This is a genomic window from Corynebacterium sp. UMB8791, from assembly GCF_054166365.1.
In genome coordinates this window covers 38,315-56,809 of sequence record NZ_JBSZCG010000031.1, presented here as the reverse complement: position 1 = coordinate 56,809, position 18,495 = coordinate 38,315, and the positions used below count along the sequence as shown (strand labels likewise).

Here is an 18,495-nt window from a genome sequence, read left to right as displayed (position 1 = left end):
TAGTAGAGCACATGAGCGGGACAAAACTAGGCGTTAGGACGCAGTCGATCGAACATATGTTTTAACTTGTCGGGCTTGTATCGCGGACGGAAACGGTGATCGGATTGATCAAGATCCTCCTCCGCGGACTCTCCCTGTGCAGCCTCCGAGGGGACAGTGGCTGCCCATTCATCTTCCTCGCGCAGCGCATCGCGCTTGTGTTGGCTTTCGATGCTTTCCAGCTCAGCAATCGCACGACCTTCCTCGGTGATGAAAGAAAGATCTTCCGGGTGTACTTCCCCTGAGTGGATGCGCACGATATCGAGCGCGTAGCGGTAGCAAACCGCGATCATCGCAGCTACGGGGACTGCCAAGAAGGCACCAATCAGGTTGAAGAGTCCACCACCTACGGTCACGGAGACCAGCACGATCACTGGATGCAAGTTCATTGCACGGGACTGCAGCATCGGGGAGAGCACATTGCCTTCCAGCTGTTGGACAACAATGACGATGGCAAACACAATCAACGCTTGGGTTACGCCAAGCGACACCAACGCGACCAAAATGGCAAGCGCGCCTGCCACAACCGCACCCACAATCGGGATGAACCCCGCGATGAACGTCAGCACAGCGAGCGTGAACGCCATCGGGACGCCCACGAAGTAAATGCCGAGTCCGATGAAGATGGCGTCGACAAGCGAGACAACAGCTTGGGCGCGAATAAAACCCCCAAGTGTGTTCCATGCACGGGTGAAGAGCTCAGTGAAATGAAGGCCTGCGCGGCCACCGGTAGCACTGCGAAGCCACGGCAGGAACTTGTGTCCGTCTTTGAGGAAAAAGAAAGTTAAGACGAGTACGACGAACAGTGTGACAATCAGGCCTGCGGCAGTGCCAATACCCGTGAATACACCGCCAGCGATTGCCCCGGCCTGCTTCTGGAGCCACTGCGCAATCTCGTTCACGCCCTCATCAAGATCATCGGGGTTGACATTGAGCGGTGGACCCTGCAGCCAGAGCTGCAACCGCTGCACACCTTCGAGCGCTTGCAGATAGAGCAACCTCGAGTGCGCCGCAATGTCCGGGGCAATCAACGAGACGAGAAAGCCGAGAAATCCAAAGAAGCCAAGCAACGTCAAGAGCGCCGCAAATCCAGCTGGTATGCCATGCTGGCGCAGCCAGCCCGCAACGGGCGCGAGCACAGTGCAGATGATGAGCGCAAGAACAACCGGAAGAATGCCTGCCCAAAACATCCCGATCACTTTGCCAAGCGCGGCCAAAAACACTGCGACAATGAGGACTCGCAGCGTCAACGTCGCGGCGGACTTGATCCACGCGCGGTAGACAATGCCGCGATCAATCGGATTGGCGTCGTAGTCGAGAGGTTTCTGAGTGCTCACGCGACCTATTGTGCCCCATCCGAGGGAGAAAGAAACGTAACCCGACCGCGAGCTGCAAACTTTTCGACGGCAACGCGATGGGTGGGCTAGGATTGGCCAGCGTGAGTCTTACACTTGGAATCGTCGGTTTGCCCAATGTCGGAAAGTCAACCCTTTTTAATGCGTTGACGCGGAATGATGTGCTCGCTGCGAACTACCCGTTCGCAACCATCGAGCCGAACGTGGGGTTGGTTGAACTGCCAGACCCGCGCCTGAAGCGCTTAGCTGAGATCTTTGAATCCGAACGCATCCTGCCCGCGACGGTGTCGTTCGTTGACATCGCTGGCATCGTCAAGGGGGCGTCCGAGGGCGAAGGTATGGGCAACGCCTTCCTTGCCAACATTCGTGAAGCAGACGCCATTTGCCAAGTCGTTCGCGCCTTCGCTGACGACAATGTCATTCACGTCGACGGGAAAGTCGACCCCGCATCTGACATCGCAGTCATTAACACCGAGCTGATCCTGGCTGACCTGCAGACGATCGAGAAAGCGTTGCCGCGCCTGGAGAAGGAAGGCCGCAAGAGCAAGGACGTGGCAGCAGAGGCCGAGGAGGCCAAGAAGGCGCAGGCGGTGCTTGAAGACGACCGCACCCTTTTCGCCGCCGCAAAGGCAGGAGACATCGACCTCGATTTGCTCCACCACCTGCACCTCATGACGGCGAAACCATTCCTCTACGTATTCAACTCCGACGAAGCCGTGCTCACCGACGAAGGCCGGAAACAAGAGCTGCGAGAACTTGTCGCACCGGCAGAGGCAGTCTTCCTGGACGCGCAAACAGAGACCGAGCTGCTCGAACTAGACGAAGAGGACGCGTCGGAGCTCCTCGCCTCCGTTGGACAGGACGAACCTGGACTGGAAACGCTCGCAAAGGCAGGCTTCGCAACCCTCGGCTTGCAGACCTACCTTACTGCTGGGCCAAAGGAGGCCCGCGCATGGACGATCCACCAGGGCGATACCGCACCGAAGGCTGCCGGCGTCATCCACACCGACTTTGAGAAAGGCTTCATCAAGGCCGAAATCGTCAGCTTCGAAGACCTCGACAAGTTTGGGTCCATGGCCGAAGCGCGCGCCAACGGCAAGGTGCGTCAAGAAGGCAAGGAATACGTCATGGAAGACGGAGACGTGGTCGAGTTCAAGTTCAATGTAACTTAAGGCGCGCCAGTGTTAGTCGTATGACAACACGTGCTGCCATTTACCTTCGCATCTCGCTCGATGCTGCAATGGACGGTCTTGCCATCGAGCGTCAGCGCGAAGACTGTGAAGCCATTGCAAAGCAGCGTGGCTGGATGGTCGTGTACACCTATGTGGATTAGTCGATCTCGGCCTCTAAGAAAGACGTGGAACGTCCCGATTACGACGCGATGGTGGCTAGTCTTCAGTGAGGCGAGCTAGACGCGATTATCTGCTGGGACTTGGATCGTCTAACGCGGCAGCCCGCGCAGCTCGAAGGGTGGATCGACAGAGCGGAACAGCACGGGTTGAAGCTTTTTACCGCGAATGGTGATGCGGACCTCAGTACTGACGGAGGCCGGATGTTCGCGCGCATCAAGGCGGCCGTAGCACGCGGTGAAGTCGAGCGTAAAGGGGCTAGGCAGTCACGCGCCCAACAGCAGCGTGGAGAGCGAGGGCAGACACCGTCCTCGCCGGCTACGGCGCAACGCAGGCGATGCCAGGCCCGCTGTTCACGTTCGCGTCCTTCCTCGGTGCCAGACACCACGCGCAGGTGCGGCCCTGGCTGGAGCGAATGCCGCGGTGGTCGGCATTCTCGGTGCAGCGCTGTACACCCCGGTGTTCACCGCCGGGGTTTCCGGCGTGATCACTCTGTCCATCACCGTGGTCTGCTACGCCGCGCCCACCTCGTGGAAGGTCCCGCCCTGGGCGGTCGTCATCGGCGCGGCCCTGGTCGGCTGGATTGTGCTGTGAACTTCGCTCTCGTCCGGTGCTCGGCGCTGAAGCGCGCCAAGGGAGGGAACCGGGACTAGAGCGTCACGTTGGCCAGCACCGCACCGGTGGGTTGCGCCGCGCCGGCGGCGACTTCCTCGGTGACGAGGACTGAAGCAGTTCCACCGGGCAGCGGCATCCACACGTCGTCGTGGGGTTCTTGGCCGATGACTCCAGCCGATTCCATGGCGCCGTCATCCATGACTGCCCACACTTGTGCCCCCATGCCGTCGTCGAGAGCTGGCTGGCCGTTGACCATGGCGCCGCCCTTGCCCATGTCAGAGCTGATCACGATGTCGAGGCTCGCGCCCATCGCGTCGGCCTGACCTTGACGCGCGTCTGCCTTGGGGATCGAGGACGCAGGCGTGGTGGAAGTATTTGCCGACGTCCACGCCAATGACGAAGTCATAGGCCATGGGTGTGTTCCTCCTAGCGATGAATTAGAAGTTGGACTATTTGAGCTTCATCGCTGGGGGTGGTCGGACATACTTAGTACTGGCATCTACATTACTGTGAGACCTCATACCACCTGGGCTGGGTCAGGTTCCTATTAGCAGTTTGAGTATGTCACTGTCTTCGGCGGCATCACCCCCGGATCATTTTCAGACAGGGGCGGGAATAAGCCATACCGAAGCCAGCGACTAGTTCTACTGTCCTTTCAGACGGAGGGAACGGAAATAAACATAACCCGCCCAATCGGGTGGACAGGCTATGAATCTTCGGTGCCCTGAGGTGGAACTGCTAACAACGAAATGGGGGGGAACGGGGGCAAAGTCAATAATTCGAGTCTGGCATAAGTTGATAAGGATTGCCTAACCTAATACTGTTTCAAGTTATGGTCCCGATCGGGAATCGGCAACGGAAGCGAGGCGGCGACGATGAACAGAAAACGTGGATCGACCAGAGAACCCCTCTCCGGAGGGGGAGTCGGGGACGCGGGCCCGGACGGGACGGGCGACGGCGACGCGGTGGCGTCGCAGACGGACGACGGGCGGTTGGTACACGTCGCACCGGTCGCAGTGGGTGGCCGACCATCCACCCGCGACATGCTCGTCGCCGCCGCGATCGGCGTCGCGGGGTCTCTCATCGTCGTGCCCCTGACCTACCTGCAGGTGTTCGCCGGCATCGCCCACGTTTATCTCGTCGCGGCGACGCTCGGGTTGTGGTTCCTGCCGTGCGTCGTTCCCCTCATCGTCGTCCGCAAGCCTGGCGCGAGCCTCATCGCGTGCCTTGCCATGGGCGTCGTGTCCGCGGCGACCACCCCGTTCGGCGTCGCCGCGATCGGGGCGCTGATCATGGAAGGATTGCTCATCGAGCTTCCGTTCATGGTCACCCTGTACCGGCGGTGGACGCGTCCCCAGTTCGTGGCGTCGGCGATGTTATTCTCCGCGCTGATGGGAACGATGGCCCCGCGTGCCGTCGGCGTCGACTCGCCGACCACGCCCATGGCCCTGATCAGCTTCGCCGTAGCCTTGGCATCGAGCCTGGTGTTTTTGGTCCTGGGCTTTGCCGTCGCAAAGGGGCTCCGCAGCCGCGGGGTCACCCGATGACCGGCGGAGCGCCCGCGTGCGCCGGTGCGACACGCGGGACGGCCCCGGCCCGGTTGCGGGTCAGTGGCGCGGGAGTGCGGCACGCCGATGGGCGATGGGCACCCGACATGGTGGACCTCTCCTTCGATTTCGGCACGATCAACGCCATCACGGGACCCGTGGGATGCGGAAAGACGAGCCTGGCCCACCTCATCGCTGGACTGATACCCTCGCACATCCCCATCGACCATGCCGGATCCGTGCACATCGTCGATGCCGACGGCACCGAATGCCCCGTGGACCGGGACCGGGTCACCTTCGTCGGGCAAGACCCGGCGACGCAGGTGCTCACGCTCCGAGTCGTCGATGACGTGTCCATGGCCCTCGAGTTTTCCCTCGTGGAAGCCGGCATCGTCGCCAAGCGATCAGCCGAGGCCCTAGCGGAGCTCGGGCTGTCAGAGCTCGCAGAGAAGGATCCGTGGGCTTTGTCGGGCGGGCAACGCCAGCGGATGGCCATCGCCGGTGCGGTGGCCAGGGCGCCGGAGGTCATGATCTTCGACGAGCCCGCGGCCCACGTCGACGAGGACGGTCGCCGGTCGCTGTTCGCCGTCATCCGTGACTTGCGGGCCCCGGGGCGCGTCATCCTGCTCATCGAGCACGACCTCCGCCCGTTCGACGGGTGGGTCGACACGGTGACGATCCTCGATGCGGACGGGAGCGTCGCCGCCCACGGAGCGCCGGATAGCATCGCGGTGAAGGGCATTGCGACGACGGCCGCGACCGCCGGAACGCCGGACGCCAGTACGCAGGGCACGGGGGCACCGGACCGTCCCGGTCCGGACCGGCGGCGAAAGTCCCGGAGGGCCGGGAATGGCACCGATCCGGAATCGGAGGCGGATGCCGTTCCACTGCTGGCCTTGACCGGAACCCACGTGGCCCGAGGCGGGGAGAAGATCCTGAACGGGGCCGATCTGACACTGGAACGGGGCGAGATTCATGCCCTAGTCGGCGCCAACGGAGCCGGTAAGTCCACCTTGCTGGCGGTGCTGTCGGGCCAGATGAAGGCGGGAGCGGACCTCCGGATCGACGGCGCGTCCGCCTGGCGCGTCCCCGACGCCTTCGCGTCGTGGGCGTTCCAGAACCCCGAGCACCAGTTCACCCGCGCGACCGTCGCCGCGGAAATCGACTCCGCGCTGGCCGGCACGGACCCGCACGGGCCACTCGGCACCGATGAGCTGCGGAAACTGCGGGAAGCCCTGTTCCCCCGGGCACTTGACCCCGTCTCGCCGTTCGTCCTGTCGGGCGGACAGAAAAGACGGTTGGGCATCTTCCTGGCGGTGGCGGCCAATCGCCGTTTGCTGCTTCTCGACGAGCCGTTGGCGCACCTGGATTCGCCGAGCGCGCGCATCGTGCTGGATGCGCTGGCGGAATACGCCGGGGCCGGCGGAACCGTTGTGTTCACGTGCCACGATCGCCGTGTCGCGCGAACGTGGGCGGATCGGGCGAGCATCGTCGCCGAAGGGAAGGTCGCCTGGTCCGGTCCCGCGGCCGACGTGCCGGCTGCCCCGGAGTCGTCCCGGCGGGATCGCGCACTGCCCGCGGCCGGCGCACGGACGTCCGGGGACGAAAGCCCCTGGACCGGTGAATCCGCCGCTCGGAGGCGCGCGGGGTTGAACGCCATCACGATCGTCGCGGCGGTGATGCTCGTCCTCGTCGCCGGGCTGCTCTCCGGCGGAGACGCCGTTCTCGCGCTGACGGGGGTCGCGTTCCTCGCACTCGCTGCAATCGCGGAGCGCGACGTTCGGGCGACGGCGGGGAAGGTCCTCCTCGTCCTGTTGATCGGGGTGTTCTTCGGCCTGCTCGGGTGGCGCTCCGAGTTCTACGGCGGTGGGGATCCGGCGGAGGCCGTCCGCCACGGCATCCATCACGGACTGCTGCTGACGGCCGTGTTCGCGGGGACGGTCCTGGTCTCCGCGTGCATGCGCGTCGAGGAGCTTTTCGACGCCATGGTGCAACGCTTCCGGGTGCCCTACACATGGTGCACCATAGCGATTTCCGGGATGAGCATCGCGGCGTTCCTGCGCAGCGAAATCCCCCATCTGACATGGGCGATTAGATTGCGCTCGATGCGACCGGGGCAGTCTTTCCGCTCCGGCTTCATTCGCGCGACGACGCCCGCGCGCATCGCCTTTCCCTTGTTCGTCAGCGCCGTGCGCTGCGCCGAAAAGCTGTCCTTGACCCTGGCGATGCGCAACTTCGGCCGCCATCCGCGGCGCACCTTCCGCACCGATCACCCCTGGCGAGTGCGTGACGGATTCGCGGCCGCAGCGTCCGCCGCGGCCTTCGTCGCCGCCCTGGTGTCCGCAGTGACTTGACGGACGCCCGGAACCGGCGGGTCCCGGGCCCGCGAGCGTTTCCGAGCTTGTGCGGAGACGCGCCCCACCCAGTTGCTTCACCCTTTCAACCCTTCAGACACATCCTCCGGGTCACGCCATGCGGGCCCGGTCCGCCCGGCACCGGCATGGCGCCGACAACCGAAAGAGGTACCAATGAACACGATCCGGACCATCAGCGACGTGCTTCGGGACAAGGCCGATGAGACGAAAAAGGGGGCCGATCTTGATCCCGCGCTGGTGTTTCTCGACAGCCTGGCTCCGGGGATCGCGGTCGACGTCGGGGATTTCGGCGCGGAATCCGAAAAGGGGCTGCTGTCCCGGGTGGCGCCCTCGATCGCCGATCTCCCGCACGGAACGCCGGTTGCCCGCCTCTGGGCGGAGTTCGGCGGGGTCGATGAGACCGACGGGGAACGGGGGGCCCGTCTGCGTGCCCTGGCCGCAGCAGTCGCACCGACGCTCCTGGAGGACCTTGGGCTTTCCGGCGACCGGGTGACGGCGACGGAGTTCAACTCGCTGCGCTCGCTCATCGATGCCCGCACCCGGTACCGGCCCGAGGGTCGGGTGAGGGAGGCGTTGTTCGTTTTCCCCGATGACGGCGAGGCTCACAACCACGACCAGTGGCGGGACCACCTCGTCGATGACCTCTGCGTCGCCGGCGTCGCGGGAAACCACTATTCGTTCGTCCTCGGAGAGGATGCCGCGCTGACCGGGGCCCTCATCGGGGAGTACATCGAACGCCGGCGCCAGGCGCCGGAAACGGACGACAGGGCAGCGGACCCGTCGTCCGAAGGAATCGACCGGTCGCGGGACCGGGGAAACGAAATGGAACATGACTGACCGACGAAACGGCGGGGAAGCACGGGACCGCGACGCGGGCGAACCCGTGAAAGTGCTGGTGGCCGGAGGTACCGGCGTCACCGGACGGCTCGTCCGGGGGATGCTCGGCGTCGTCGATGGGATTGAGCTGGCCTACACTTCCCGGCAGAAACCGGACGATGGCCCGGGGCGGCACTTCCCGCTGAGGATCGCCGCCGGCCACAACGAGATCTGCAGGGTCTTCCGCAAACACGATTGGGTGGTCAACTGCACCGGCCCGTTCGAGGTGCATGCAGACTCACTCGCCCGTGCTTGCATCGACTCAGGCACCGGGTACATCGACGTCAACGATTCGATCGACGCCCGCCGCGCGATCATGGCCCTCGACGGGGATGCTCGGCGGGAGGGGGTTCCCGTGCTCACCGGGTTCGGCCTGTGCCCGGGCTTGTCGACGGCCCTGTTGATGCTCGGGGCCCGCGCTGCGGGGGCCGAAGAGGTCCGCGATGTGCGGGTCGATCTGCGAATTGGCGCCGACCAGGAATCCGGGGCCGCGTCGGTCGAGTCGATGTTCCGGACTATCCGCGGCGGATACCGCACGATGCTCGGCGGCACCATCGTCGAGGTGCGGCGCAACCCGGTGTCGTCGCAAAGCGGAATCAGCTACGAATGCCCGGACATCGACGTCGTACGCGAGGTGTGCCCCTCGATCCGTGGATATTCCTACCACGTCGCCTTCGATGCCCTCCCCGATGAGTCGGTGGAGAAAATCCGCACGTCGAGACTGTACTCGATGCCCGTTGTCTCCGGTCTGCTCGCCCGTCTCGGGGCGGCCGTGACATCGCGGAAGGCGCGGGCGAAGGGCACTCCGCAACCCGCCGAGCTGGTCGTCGCACTGTCCTCCGCCGGCGCGGGCGATGCGGGGCCGGCGGCCGAGACGACCGTCGTCCGGGCGACCGGCCCGGGTTCCTACAAAATGACCGCGGCGATTGCTGCCGCCACCGTTGTGGCGGTCGCGGGGAAGCCGGTCGCGCCGGGGTGCCGGGATCTCGTCGGCCACCCCCGGCTCCTCGAACCGGTCCTCGCCTTCGCCCGCGATGCGGGCATCCATATCGAGGTGCCACATGACAACCCGACCACGGGGCCGCTGCCGACAGCGGCCCACTGCGATACCAAAGAAAAGGGGAAACGATGACGGATCAAGCTGAACGAGGTGCGGCGATCGTCGTCCGCGACCTCACGAAGAGCTACCCGATTGCGGGCAAAGCGGGCACCCCGCCCGAAGGCGGGGCAGGTGCCCCGCCGGACGGCGGGCGCAAGGGAAAGCGCGGTGCCCGGATGCGCAAGCATGTGCTCGACGGCGTGAGTTTCACCGTGCCCACCGGGGCGATCGTGTCATTCCTCGGCCACAACGGTGCAGGCAAGACCACCCTCATCCGAATCCTGTCGACGCTCATCACCGCCGACTCCGGCGAGGTGAGCATCTTCTCGCGCGACGTGAAAGAGGACCCGGCGGGCGTGCGCGCTGACATTGCCACCACCGGCCAATTCGCGGCGATCGACGAGAACCTCACCGGCCGGGAGAACCTGGAGTTCTTCGGGCGGCTGCGCGGACTCGACCGCGCCGCCGCGGCCGCCCGCGCGACGGAACTGCTCGCGCAATTCTCGCTCGCAGACAGTGCCTCGACGCTGGCGTCGGCCTATTCGGGTGGCATGCGGCGCCGCCTCGACATCGCCGCGTCGCTGTGCGTCGTGCCCAGGCTGCTGTTCCTCGATGAACCCACGACGGGGCTGGACCCGGTCAGCCGCGAAGAGCTGTGGGGCTTCATCCGGCAACTGCGGGACGACGGAATGACCCTGGTGCTGACCACCCAGTACCTGGAAGAGGCGGAGGCGCTGGCAGACCACGTCCATCTGCTCAAGGATCGCCGCATCGTCGCCAGCGGAACGCCGGAGGAATTGCGCCGCGCCTTCGGGTCGCACGTGCTCCGCGTGTCCTTCGCCACCGCCGCCGAGGCGGAGGCGTTCGCCCGCTGCCTCGGGGGAACGTGCCTGGACGGCGCCCGCGTCGCGGGGAAGTCGGTGTCCCTCGACGTCGACCCCGGACCGCGGGTCCTCGAGGCGGTGGCGCAGGCGATGGAGGCCTCGGAAGCGTTGCCGGATTCGCTGAGCGTGTCGCCGCCCACCCTCAACGAGGTGTTCATATCGATGAACGCAGGGGGTGCGGCGCGATGAGTGCGACGTCGGTCGCGGCGTTTCTCCGTCGGGATCTGCTGCTGTTGCGACGCAACACCGCGTCGCTGATCTCCATGTTCGTGGTTCCGCCCCTCTTCCTGCTGTGCCTGTACGCGGTGTTCGGGTACTCGGCGGAGCAATCCGGCTTCGGGTACCTGCGTTTCGTGCTCGGCGGCTGCCTGTTCCAGGCGGCGATGTTCACCGCCGCGGCGTCGGCGATGGCGGTGGGACAGGACGTCGAATCCGGGCTCGTTGACCGCGTGCGCGTGTTGCCCGGGGCCACAGGCGGCTATGTCGCCGGCAGGCTCGTCACCGATGTGCTGCGGATGTCCGCGTCGATCGCGGCGCTGCTGGTCGTCGCGTGGGCCTGCGGCCTCGACATGGCTGTCGGTGACGTCGCGTGGACTGTCCTGTGGTCGCTGCTCGCCGCGGCGGTCCTGTCCCTGGTCACGGACGGGGTGATCCTGATGGTGCCCACCCCGGTGTCGACGGCCTCATCGATCCAGGCGCTGGAAATGCTGCTGCTCATGTTCTCCACCGCGTTCATTCCGGCGACCGCTTTGGACGGCTCCCTTCGCGACGTCGTGCGCCACATGCCTTTTTCGCCGGTGATCGAGGTGATTAGGGCGGCGTCCCCGGACGCCTTCCCGGATCGCGCCGGGGAAGAGGCCGCCCTGTGGCTCGGTGTCGCGGCGGTCGCCGGAATCGTCCTGTTCATCCGCCGGTTCACCTCGAGGAGCGAATCATGATTGGCGCCATCTTCGTGCATCTGCGGCGCATCGCCCACATTTGGCTGCGGCGCCCCGACTTCTGGTTCATGACGTTCATTGCTCCGCTCGTGTACCTGTTCATCGTCAACCGCATGTTCGGTGGCCTGGTCAGGCAGCTCACCGGAGAGTTCGAACTCCGGAACGCGGTCATCCTGGTCGTGACGGCGTGGGCGTTCATCCTGGCCATCACGGGATCATCCACCGTGTTCGTTGAACGCAGCAATGGCTTCCACGAGCGGTTGATCACCATGCCGGCGCCGTACGCGGCCGTGCCGGCCGCACGGATCATTGCCGAGTTCATCCGGATCATGGCGATGACGGCCGTCGTCGCGGCGGTGGCCGCCTTGCTTTCCGACGGCCCACCGGAGGTGTCCTGGTGGTGGAGGATCGCGGTGACCGGCGCGATGGTTGCCGCGGCGGCCGCATGCACCGGCACGTACATCGCGTTCTCCATCACCAGCCCCCAGGGTTCCGTGGCCCTCATCCCGTTAATCATCGTTGCGATGTTCGTCAACACGGTGCTCATGCCCGCCGACCACTTCCGTCCCCTCCTGCGCGGAATCGCCGGGCACACCCCCGTATCCGCGGCCGGCGAGGCCGTCAACGGCACCGGGGCTGCGGGTCTGGTGGTCTGCGCGGCCTGGTTCTTAGGCATCGCTGTGCTCGCGGCGTGGGGCATCGCCGTGAAAACGAGGCCGGGGGAGTCTGCATGACGGCCCGCGAATCCGAGCATCTAACCCGAAACCGCCGCGTGGATGCGGCCCACACACCCGGAGACAGAACCAGATGAAGTCGATTGCCCAGATCGTCCAGAACAACCGCAGGCTCCTCGCGGCCTACGAGGACAAGGTCCAGCCGAGGTTCCTCAGCCGCTATGCGCGCGAACCGATGGACGCCGCCGTGTACCGGAAGCTCCGTGCGCTGGATCCCGGGCCGGATGCGCCGGCCCGGGTCCTCGACCTCGGTTGCGGAACCGGGTGGCTCGCCCGCACGCTCGCCGCTGAGTCTCGCTATCGCAGGGCGAACATCGTCGGCTACGACCTGTCGCCCAATGCGATCCGCATCGCCCGCGAACGCGCCGCCGCCGACGGGCTTGGGGCCCGGACGGAATTCCACGTTGCCGACATCCTCACGCCGCTCGCGGGAGAGCCCGGCGGGGCCTGTGAAATCTGGGTGTGTGGCGCGCTCCACCAAATGAAGGATGCGGGAGCCGCGCTCGGCAGGGTCGCCGGGCTGCTCGCCGATGGAGGCATCGCTTACGTGCAGACGTTCGTCGAGGATCCCGACGTGAACGAGCATGTGGACATGGCCGTCGTTGCGAAGATGGGCCACCGGGTGTTCCGGGGCAGCGAGGTCGAGGACCTCGCCGAAGCCAACGGGCTGAAGCTGGGCGGAGCCTCACACGCCGGCATGGTGTACTTCTGCACTCTCACGAAGAAAAGCGCGATCGGGGAGGCGGGCAAGTGAGCGCCGTGGACGGGACCGTAGGCCCGTGGTCGCTGCTCGCCCCGATTCGGACCCGGATGCGTGCGGTGGTCGCGTTATCCGTCCTGTCGTCGGTGGCTACCGTCGCTTCGCTGGTCGGCATCATCGACATCGCGATGACGTACCCGGAGGCCCCGGAGCATCGGACGTGGTTGGCCGTGGCTGTCATCGTCGTCGCCGCAACGGTGCGCATGGCCGCGGACGGCGCCGCCGGCATGCTCTCGCACCGGGCGGATAACGACCTGCAGCTCCACCTCCGGCGCCGGCTGGTCGCCCAAATCCGGAAGTTACCGCTGGGCTGGCTGGACGCCCGGCGCTCGTCGGGAATCATCGAGTCGGTTGAGAAGGACGTCGCGGCTGTCCACCAGCTCATGGGCCACACCGTCGGTGAGACCGTGGTGGCGGTGCTGGTTCCCCTGCTTTCCCTCATCGCGCTCGTCGCGGTGGATTGGCGGATCGCGGCGGTGGCGGTCGTCCCGGTGCTGGTCACCTTCGCCCTGATGGGCGTGATGATTTCGCGCGGAGCCGGTCTTCAGCGCGACTACGAGCGAGCCTCCGAAAAAGTGACGGCCGCGGTCATCGAGTTGGTGCGCGGTATCCCGGTGATGAAGTCCTTCGGACGCGCCAACCAGGGCGCGGGTCGCTACGATGCCGCGGCGTTGTCGTTCGTCCGCGCGTGGTCCGCCTGGTCCCGGCAGTCGAACATCTATCTCGGGCTCATCGACGTGGTGACGTCCCCGACCACAGTCCTTGCGGTGGTGTGCGGGGCCGGCCTCGCACTGAGGGACGCCGCGGGCGGCATACCGGAGGGTCTCGTCGCCGGGCTGGTTCTCAGCCTTGGACTCTCCGCGGCGATCGTGCGGGTGGCCATGAACTCCGAACCCATCATCGCGGGGATCGCTGCCCTGAAATCCATCGCGGAGGTGCTGAGCACGCCGCCGATCGCCGAGCCCGCCGAGCCGGTGCCCGCGCGCAGAGGCGCGCTCGAGGTCCGGAACCTGGTCTTCTCCTACGGCGATGGGCCGCGGGTCCTCGACGGGATGTCCGCGACGTTCGAACCAGGGACCCTCACTGCGCTGGTGGGGTCCTCCGGTTCCGGAAAGTCCACCGTCGCCCGGCTGTTGGCGCGTTTCCACGACCCCGTTGAAGGCTCGGTGCTACTGGGCGGCGTCGATCTTCGCGACATCGCCGTGCGCGACGTGCACCGCTCGGTGTCGGTGGTGTTCCAAGATCCGCAGTTGTTCACGCTGCCGTTGCGGGAGAACATCCGGCTGGCCAGGAGAGACGCCACCGACGACGAAATCATGGCGGCCGCGAAGCTCGCGAACCTCGATGCGGTCATCGCGGCGCTGCCGAAGCGCCTGGATTCGGTGGTCAACGTCGACGTGACCTTTTCCGGTGGTGAGGCGCAGCGCGTAGCCATCGCGAGGTCGATCGTCACGGACGCGCCGGTGCTCATCTTCGACGAGGCAACCGCTTACGCGGATCCGGCTTCCGAGGCCCTCATCCAGTCCGCAATCGAGCGTTTGGCCCGTTCGCGGACGGTGATTGTGATCGCGCACAGGTTGAGCACGATCCGCAACGCCGACCGCATCCTCGTTCTCGATGGGGGAGCGGTCGCGGAGGCGGGTACCCACGACGAGTTGCTTGCGCGCGGTGGCCGCTACCGGGATTTGTGGCGCGCCTTCGCGCTCGACGACGAACCATCCGCCCCGCGGGGTACTGAATCAGACGATGAAAAGGCGGGAAACCGATGATTCGAGACTTGTGGTCGATGACGGATCGGCGCTCGAGAATGACGCTGGTGTGGCTCATTGCGTTGGCCACGCTTGCCGCGCTGGCCCAGGGAGCGGCGTTCGTCGCGCTGCTGCCGCTGCTGTCGGCTCTGGCCGAGGGAGATGATGCGACGGCGTGGCGTTTCACCGGCGTCATAGCCGGCCTCGCGGCCGCCCATGCGGTGCTGTCCCTCGCCGCGGGGACAGTCGGCAGGGCGAATTCCGCAGCGGTGCTGTCGTCCCTGCTGCATTCCCTGGGCGAACGCGTGCTGACGTTGCCACTCGGGTACGTCACCAAGTCCACGGCCGGCCGCTTTTCGGAGATGGCGTCGTCGGGTATCGCGTTCGCGGCGTCCGTGCCGCACGTGATCCTGCGGCCCGTCATCGCCGCGGTGGTTACGCCGACCGTCATCGCCTTCGGAATTCTGGCGGTGGATTGGCGCGTCGGTTTGGTTCTTGTCGCGTCAGCGCCGGTGCTCTTCTTCGCCTACCGGGCCATTGGCCGGGTCGGCGGGGAGTCGGACGAAGCGCATGCTGAGGCCGTCGCTGCCGTCTCCAGCAGGCTGATCGAGTTCACCCGCGGCCAGCAGGCGATTCGCGCCGCGGGCGACGGTTCGGCGGCGGACGCGATGGTGGATGAGGCTATCCAGGCCCAACACGATGCGTTCGCGAAGGCGACATCGACGCAGGGGGCGGCCATCGGACGGTTGGGTTCGGTCGTCCATGCGGTGTTCACGGCGGCGGTGATCGTCGCCGTGGCAGTCGCCGCGACGGGTGGGATGGCGCCGACGCATTTGGCGTCGATACTCATCGTGCTCGTCCAGTTCACCGGACCGATCACCACGGCGGGAGCGTTGTCCGGCGGTTTCGGTGCGGGCCGCAACACGTTAGCTGCGTTGCGTGACCTGCGGGCAATCCCCGCCCTTCCCGAACCTGCCGCACCGGAGCTGCCCGACGGGCATGACGTGGAGTTCCGCGGCGTGAGCTTCGGGTACGGGGAGAAGAAGGTCCTCGACGACGTCAGCTTCCGTGCACCTCAGGGAGCGCTGGTTGCCATAGTGGGACCTTCGGGGGCGGGCAAGACGACGGTCATGCGGCTGCTGTCGCGGTTTCATGATCCGGACTCGGGGGAGATCCTCATCGGCGGGGTGCCCTTGCCTCGGATCGGCACCGACGGCGTGAACTCGCTGGTGACCCCGGTGTTCCAGGAGACGTTTCTTTTCGACGCGTCCGTGCGGGACAACGTGGTCTTCGCCGACCCCGGATTCGGTTCCAGGCCCGGTGACGGGGACCGCTTGCGCGAGGCCGCCCGGCGTTCCGGGGTGGACCGCATCGTGGAGCTGCTGCCTTCCGGGTGGGATACCCCGGTGGGGGAGGAGGGGACGCTGCTGTCGGGAGGTGAGCGGCAGCGCCTCGCCATCGCCCGGGCGCTTCTGAAGGATTCCCCGGTGGTGCTTCTCGACGAGCCGACGTCCTCGCTGGATGCGGCCACTGAGCGGGCGATCGTCGGCACGATTGAGGCGTTGCGCGGCGATCACACTGTGATCGTCGTCGCCCATCGCCTGCACACCATCCGCGATGCCGACCTCATCGTCGTGCTTTCGGAGGAAGGGACGGTCGCAGAACGGGGCACGCACGATGAATTGCTGGCGAAGGGCGGCCGCTACGCCGAGTCTTGGGCGTGCCGGACGGGGAGTTCCCCGGGATCCAGATCCAGCTCGTCGTGGACCACCACGACGACGGCATCGGAGAAGCGCGGCTAACTAGTTCATCTAGCGCCAGATTGGCTTAGTTCCCAGGAGCCAAAGCGCACCGCGCAGACACCCCAATGGAGGACAGCCTCGTAGAAGCAGTACATGGCGTAGAGGACGCACGGTACGCCGAGGGTGAACATGATGAGGCCGTAAAGGTGAGCGTCGAAAAGCAATGTCGATGCTGCCGTCGACTGGCCGACAACACCGAGGGGTATCCACGCTGTACCCGCGGCGGCGCCACGCGGGCGCGTGCCGGTCCAGTAGCAGTAGAGGAAGAGTGGGATCGCGGTGAAGAACGTGAGGAAGAAGCACAGCTCACCCGCGTAGTGATAAAACTCGCCGTGATGGGTAGCGAGCTGCTCGGCGGATGTCGCGGCGACCATCGGGGACACGAGCGCCAAGCCCCACGGGAACGCTGGCTCGGTGTAGTGCGCGGACTGCTTCCACAAACCCCAGAGTTGCCACAAGCACACGATGATGGCCAGTGGCGCGCCGATCCACCAGCTGACCAGCTGGAACGCATCGTTGCCCGTGAGTGCCGTCCACGCCGAGCCGCACGCGAGCAGCCCCATCGCGTACATGCCCCACGCCGCCATGTTCTGGTGCCGCGGTGGCTCATTGCGCACGCCGACCGTGAACACAACGAGGAGGCCCGCCGCGATGAGCGCAAACACGAGCTCGGCTACATGAAATCCATGTAACCCAGTCAAACTCGACGCAATCGAGGTTCCCATTAAAGCGCCGGCCCAAGCGGGACCGAACTTTGGCAACGTCATAGGACTAACGCTAGGCCTGCCACCGCGTCTCATCCACTTTGGGTCGGGGCTTTGTGGTTTTTAGAACGCGAATGGCCTGAAGCGCGCCAAGGGAGGCAGCCGGCACTAGAGCGTCACGTTGGCCAGCACCGTGCCGGTGGGTTGCGCCGCGCCGACGGCGACTTCCTCGGTGACGAGGACTGAAGCAGTTCCACCGGGCAGCGGCATCCACACGTCGTCGTGGGGTTCTTGGCCGATGACTCCAGCCGATTCCATGGCGCCGTCATCCATGACTGCCCACACTTGTGCCCCCATGCCGTCGTTGAGAGCTGGCTGGCCGTTGACCATGGCGCCGCCCTTGCCCATGTCAGAGCTGATCGCGATGTCGAGGCTCGCGCCCATCGCGTCGGCCTGACCTTGACGCGCGTCGTCGGCCTCCATAATTGCGTGCATTTCGTCGACGCCTTGGGCTGCCACGGATTCGCGTGACTCGTCGACAGTGAATTGGGTGACCGCGAACCCGCCACCGGCGATGAGCACAACGGCGGCTGCTGCGGCGGTTGTGAGACGTCGCCAGGACCGGTTCTTCCGCGCGGTGTCGAAGTCTGTGACCTGGTCGGTAGCGTCGATACGCTCCATGATTGAGCGTTTGAGCTCCGGTGGCGGAGTGACCGGCGTGGCTGCGGAATTGAAGAGGTCCTCGATATCTTTATCCATCACAGGCCTCCTTTCAACGACACGGCCTTGCGAAGCTTTTGCAACCCGTCGCGTACCCGGGTTTTGGCTGTTCCGAGAGCGACGCCAGTGGCATCGGCGATTTCTTGGTGGGTGAGTTCCCCAAAATACGCGAGCATGAGCGCACTTCGATGAGGCTCTCCGATTGAATCAATGAGTTCTTGTAGCTCCTCAGACTCTAGTCGCTGTTGAGCTTCGTCCTCAGCGGCAGCGACCCACGTGGTCAGTTGACTGTTGAAATCGTCGGTGTCGCGGGCTTGGGAGCTGCGCCAGCTCCGCAGCCGATCGATGGCGCGCGATTTGGCGAGCCGCAGTACCCATGACTTGGCGCTGCCGCGGTGTGGGTCGAAGGTGTGGGCGCTTAGCCATACCTCCACGAAGACTTCTTGGGTGACCTCTTCCGCTTGGGCCCGGTCACGCAAGATGTGGGTGGTGAGACCTAGAATCTGTGGGGCCAGAACGTCGTAAAGCTCGGCGAAGGCGACTTTATCGCCCGCGCGCACGCTTTCTAAGAGACGGTCCGGATCCACGGATTCTAAATCTAACACCTGGGTCATGTGCTACTTGGATTCTTCCATCATTTTGTCTTCGCTCATCATCGCCTCGGAAGACGGTGCCATGGAATCTTCGCTCATCATGGCATCGGAGGACGGGGTCATGGAGCCGTCCATCTTGTCCTCCATATTCTCCTCGGAGTCGTTGCATGCGACGAGGCCGACGGCGGCGATGACGATGGCGCTGGCGCTGGCGATTGCGCGGTTGATAGACATAGCGTCTCCTTCACTTTTTCGGTTCGCAGGCGCAGTGTTTCTGGCCCGTCACTGAGTACTACGGAGCCGGGGGCTGATGCGGATTGGACCAATCCGGTGCGGGTGCTCACTCCGTAGTGCTGG

The 18,495-nt window shown here is 65.3% G+C and carries 19 protein-coding genes and 1 pseudogene; 14 read left to right on the top strand and 6 right to left on the bottom strand.

Annotation, left to right across the window (positions count from 1 at the left end; genetic code table 11):
- Positions 1 to 26 precede the first annotated feature (26 nt).
- Entirely contained in the window at positions 27 to 1,376 is a 1,350-nt protein-coding gene (locus tag ACXIUA_RS00930) for an AI-2E family transporter (protein WP_284805174.1), read from the bottom strand.
- Positions 1,377 to 1,477: 101 nt separating this feature from the next.
- Between ACXIUA_RS00930 and ychF the strand changes: the two genes are divergently transcribed.
- The 4 genes and pseudogenes from ychF (at position 1,478) to ACXIUA_RS00910 (ending at position 3,337) form a co-directional block, all read left to right on the top strand.
- Positions 1,478 to 2,566, top strand: coding sequence for a redox-regulated ATPase YchF (ychF, locus tag ACXIUA_RS00925; protein WP_070976202.1), 1,089 nt, complete (start codon positions 1,478 to 1,480; stop codon positions 2,564 to 2,566).
- Positions 2,567 to 2,586: 20 nt separating this feature from the next.
- Complete coding sequence (locus ACXIUA_RS00920; RefSeq protein WP_257000612.1) at positions 2,587 to 2,727, top strand: recombinase family protein; 141 nt, start codon at positions 2,587 to 2,589, stop codon at positions 2,725 to 2,727.
- A 99-nt stretch (positions 2,728 to 2,826) separates the two neighbouring features.
- Positions 2,827 to 2,985, top strand: a pseudogene (locus ACXIUA_RS00915) (recombinase family protein); the annotation flags it as partial.
- Between the two features lie 181 nt (positions 2,986 to 3,166).
- Positions 3,167 to 3,337, top strand: coding sequence for a hypothetical protein (locus ACXIUA_RS00910; RefSeq protein WP_218079174.1), 171 nt, complete (start codon positions 3,167 to 3,169; stop codon positions 3,335 to 3,337).
- 55 nt (positions 3,338 to 3,392) lie between these two features.
- On the opposite strand, the gene ACXIUA_RS00905 is transcribed toward ACXIUA_RS00910, so the two are convergent.
- Positions 3,393 to 3,668: an anti-sigma factor gene (locus tag ACXIUA_RS00905; protein WP_068538772.1), complete on the bottom strand. Its 276-nt coding sequence runs from the start codon at positions 3,666 to 3,668 to the stop codon at positions 3,393 to 3,395.
- A gap of 565 nt (positions 3,669 to 4,233) precedes the next feature.
- Here ACXIUA_RS00905 and ACXIUA_RS00900 point away from each other — a divergent pair.
- The 10 genes from ACXIUA_RS00900 to ACXIUA_RS00855 all read left to right on the top strand — a co-directional run bounded on the left by ACXIUA_RS00900 (position 4,234) and on the right by ACXIUA_RS00855 (position 16,121).
- Positions 4,234 to 4,905 carry an ECF transporter S component gene (locus ACXIUA_RS00900; RefSeq protein ID WP_141738245.1) on the top strand — a complete coding sequence of 224 codons (672 nt, stop codon included), beginning with the start codon at positions 4,234 to 4,236 and terminating at the stop codon, positions 4,903 to 4,905.
- A gap of 107 nt (positions 4,906 to 5,012) precedes the next feature.
- Positions 5,013 to 7,259, top strand: coding sequence for an ATP-binding cassette domain-containing protein (locus tag ACXIUA_RS00895; RefSeq protein ID WP_284805177.1), 2,247 nt, complete (start codon positions 5,013 to 5,015; stop codon positions 7,257 to 7,259).
- A 174-nt stretch (positions 7,260 to 7,433) separates the two neighbouring features.
- Positions 7,434 to 8,117: a hypothetical protein gene (locus ACXIUA_RS00890; protein WP_070764469.1), complete on the top strand. Its 684-nt coding sequence runs from the start codon at positions 7,434 to 7,436 to the stop codon at positions 8,115 to 8,117.
- Positions 8,110 to 9,288, top strand: a complete 1,179-nt coding sequence (locus ACXIUA_RS00885; RefSeq protein WP_034666009.1) for a saccharopine dehydrogenase family protein — start codon at positions 8,110 to 8,112, stop codon at positions 9,286 to 9,288. The genes ACXIUA_RS00890 and ACXIUA_RS00885 overlap by 8 nt, the downstream gene beginning before the upstream one ends.
- Positions 9,285 to 10,328 carry an ABC transporter ATP-binding protein gene (locus tag ACXIUA_RS00880; RefSeq protein ID WP_034666007.1) on the top strand — a complete coding sequence of 348 codons (1,044 nt, stop codon included), beginning with the start codon at positions 9,285 to 9,287 and terminating at the stop codon, positions 10,326 to 10,328. Before ACXIUA_RS00885 ends, ACXIUA_RS00880 begins: the two co-directional genes overlap by 4 nt.
- Positions 10,325 to 11,077: an ABC transporter permease gene (locus ACXIUA_RS00875; RefSeq protein ID WP_070976203.1), complete on the top strand. Its 753-nt coding sequence runs from the start codon at positions 10,325 to 10,327 to the stop codon at positions 11,075 to 11,077. Before ACXIUA_RS00880 ends, ACXIUA_RS00875 begins: the two co-directional genes overlap by 4 nt.
- Entirely contained in the window at positions 11,074 to 11,811 is a 738-nt protein-coding gene (locus ACXIUA_RS00870; protein ID WP_052205195.1) for an ABC transporter permease, read from the top strand. The genes ACXIUA_RS00875 and ACXIUA_RS00870 overlap by 4 nt, the downstream gene beginning before the upstream one ends.
- A 73-nt stretch (positions 11,812 to 11,884) precedes the next feature.
- Positions 11,885 to 12,565 (top strand): class I SAM-dependent methyltransferase, encoded by a 681-nt coding sequence (locus ACXIUA_RS00865; RefSeq protein ID WP_068538777.1) that lies wholly within the window; start codon positions 11,885 to 11,887, stop codon positions 12,563 to 12,565.
- A 5-nt stretch (positions 12,566 to 12,570) separates the two neighbouring features.
- Positions 12,571 to 14,340, top strand: a complete 1,770-nt coding sequence (locus ACXIUA_RS00860; RefSeq protein WP_255366160.1) for an ABC transporter ATP-binding protein — start codon at positions 12,571 to 12,573, stop codon at positions 14,338 to 14,340.
- Positions 14,337 to 16,121: an ABC transporter ATP-binding protein gene (locus ACXIUA_RS00855; protein ID WP_070777729.1), complete on the top strand. Its 1,785-nt coding sequence runs from the start codon at positions 14,337 to 14,339 to the stop codon at positions 16,119 to 16,121. Before ACXIUA_RS00860 ends, ACXIUA_RS00855 begins: the two co-directional genes overlap by 4 nt.
- Before the next feature lie 5 nt (positions 16,122 to 16,126).
- On the opposite strand, the gene ACXIUA_RS00850 is transcribed toward ACXIUA_RS00855, so the two are convergent.
- From ACXIUA_RS00850 to ACXIUA_RS00835, 4 genes are all read right to left on the bottom strand, one after another.
- A complete protein-coding gene (locus tag ACXIUA_RS00850) occupies positions 16,127 to 16,888 on the bottom strand; it encodes an SLAC1 family transporter (protein ID WP_083329495.1) in 762 nt (253 codons plus the stop codon).
- 105 nt (positions 16,889 to 16,993) lie between these two features.
- On the bottom strand, positions 16,994 to 17,584 hold the full coding sequence (locus ACXIUA_RS00845; protein ID WP_457975904.1) for an anti-sigma factor: 591 nt from the start codon (positions 17,582 to 17,584) through the stop codon (positions 16,994 to 16,996).
- Positions 17,584 to 18,159 carry a sigma-70 family RNA polymerase sigma factor gene (locus ACXIUA_RS00840; protein ID WP_256000398.1) on the bottom strand — a complete coding sequence of 192 codons (576 nt, stop codon included), beginning with the start codon at positions 18,157 to 18,159 and terminating at the stop codon, positions 17,584 to 17,586. The genes ACXIUA_RS00845 and ACXIUA_RS00840 overlap by 1 nt, the downstream gene beginning before the upstream one ends.
- A gap of 3 nt (positions 18,160 to 18,162) precedes the next feature.
- On the bottom strand, positions 18,163 to 18,372 hold the full coding sequence (locus ACXIUA_RS00835) for a hypothetical protein (protein WP_143000854.1): 210 nt from the start codon (positions 18,370 to 18,372) through the stop codon (positions 18,163 to 18,165).
- Positions 18,373 to 18,495 lie beyond the last annotated feature (123 nt).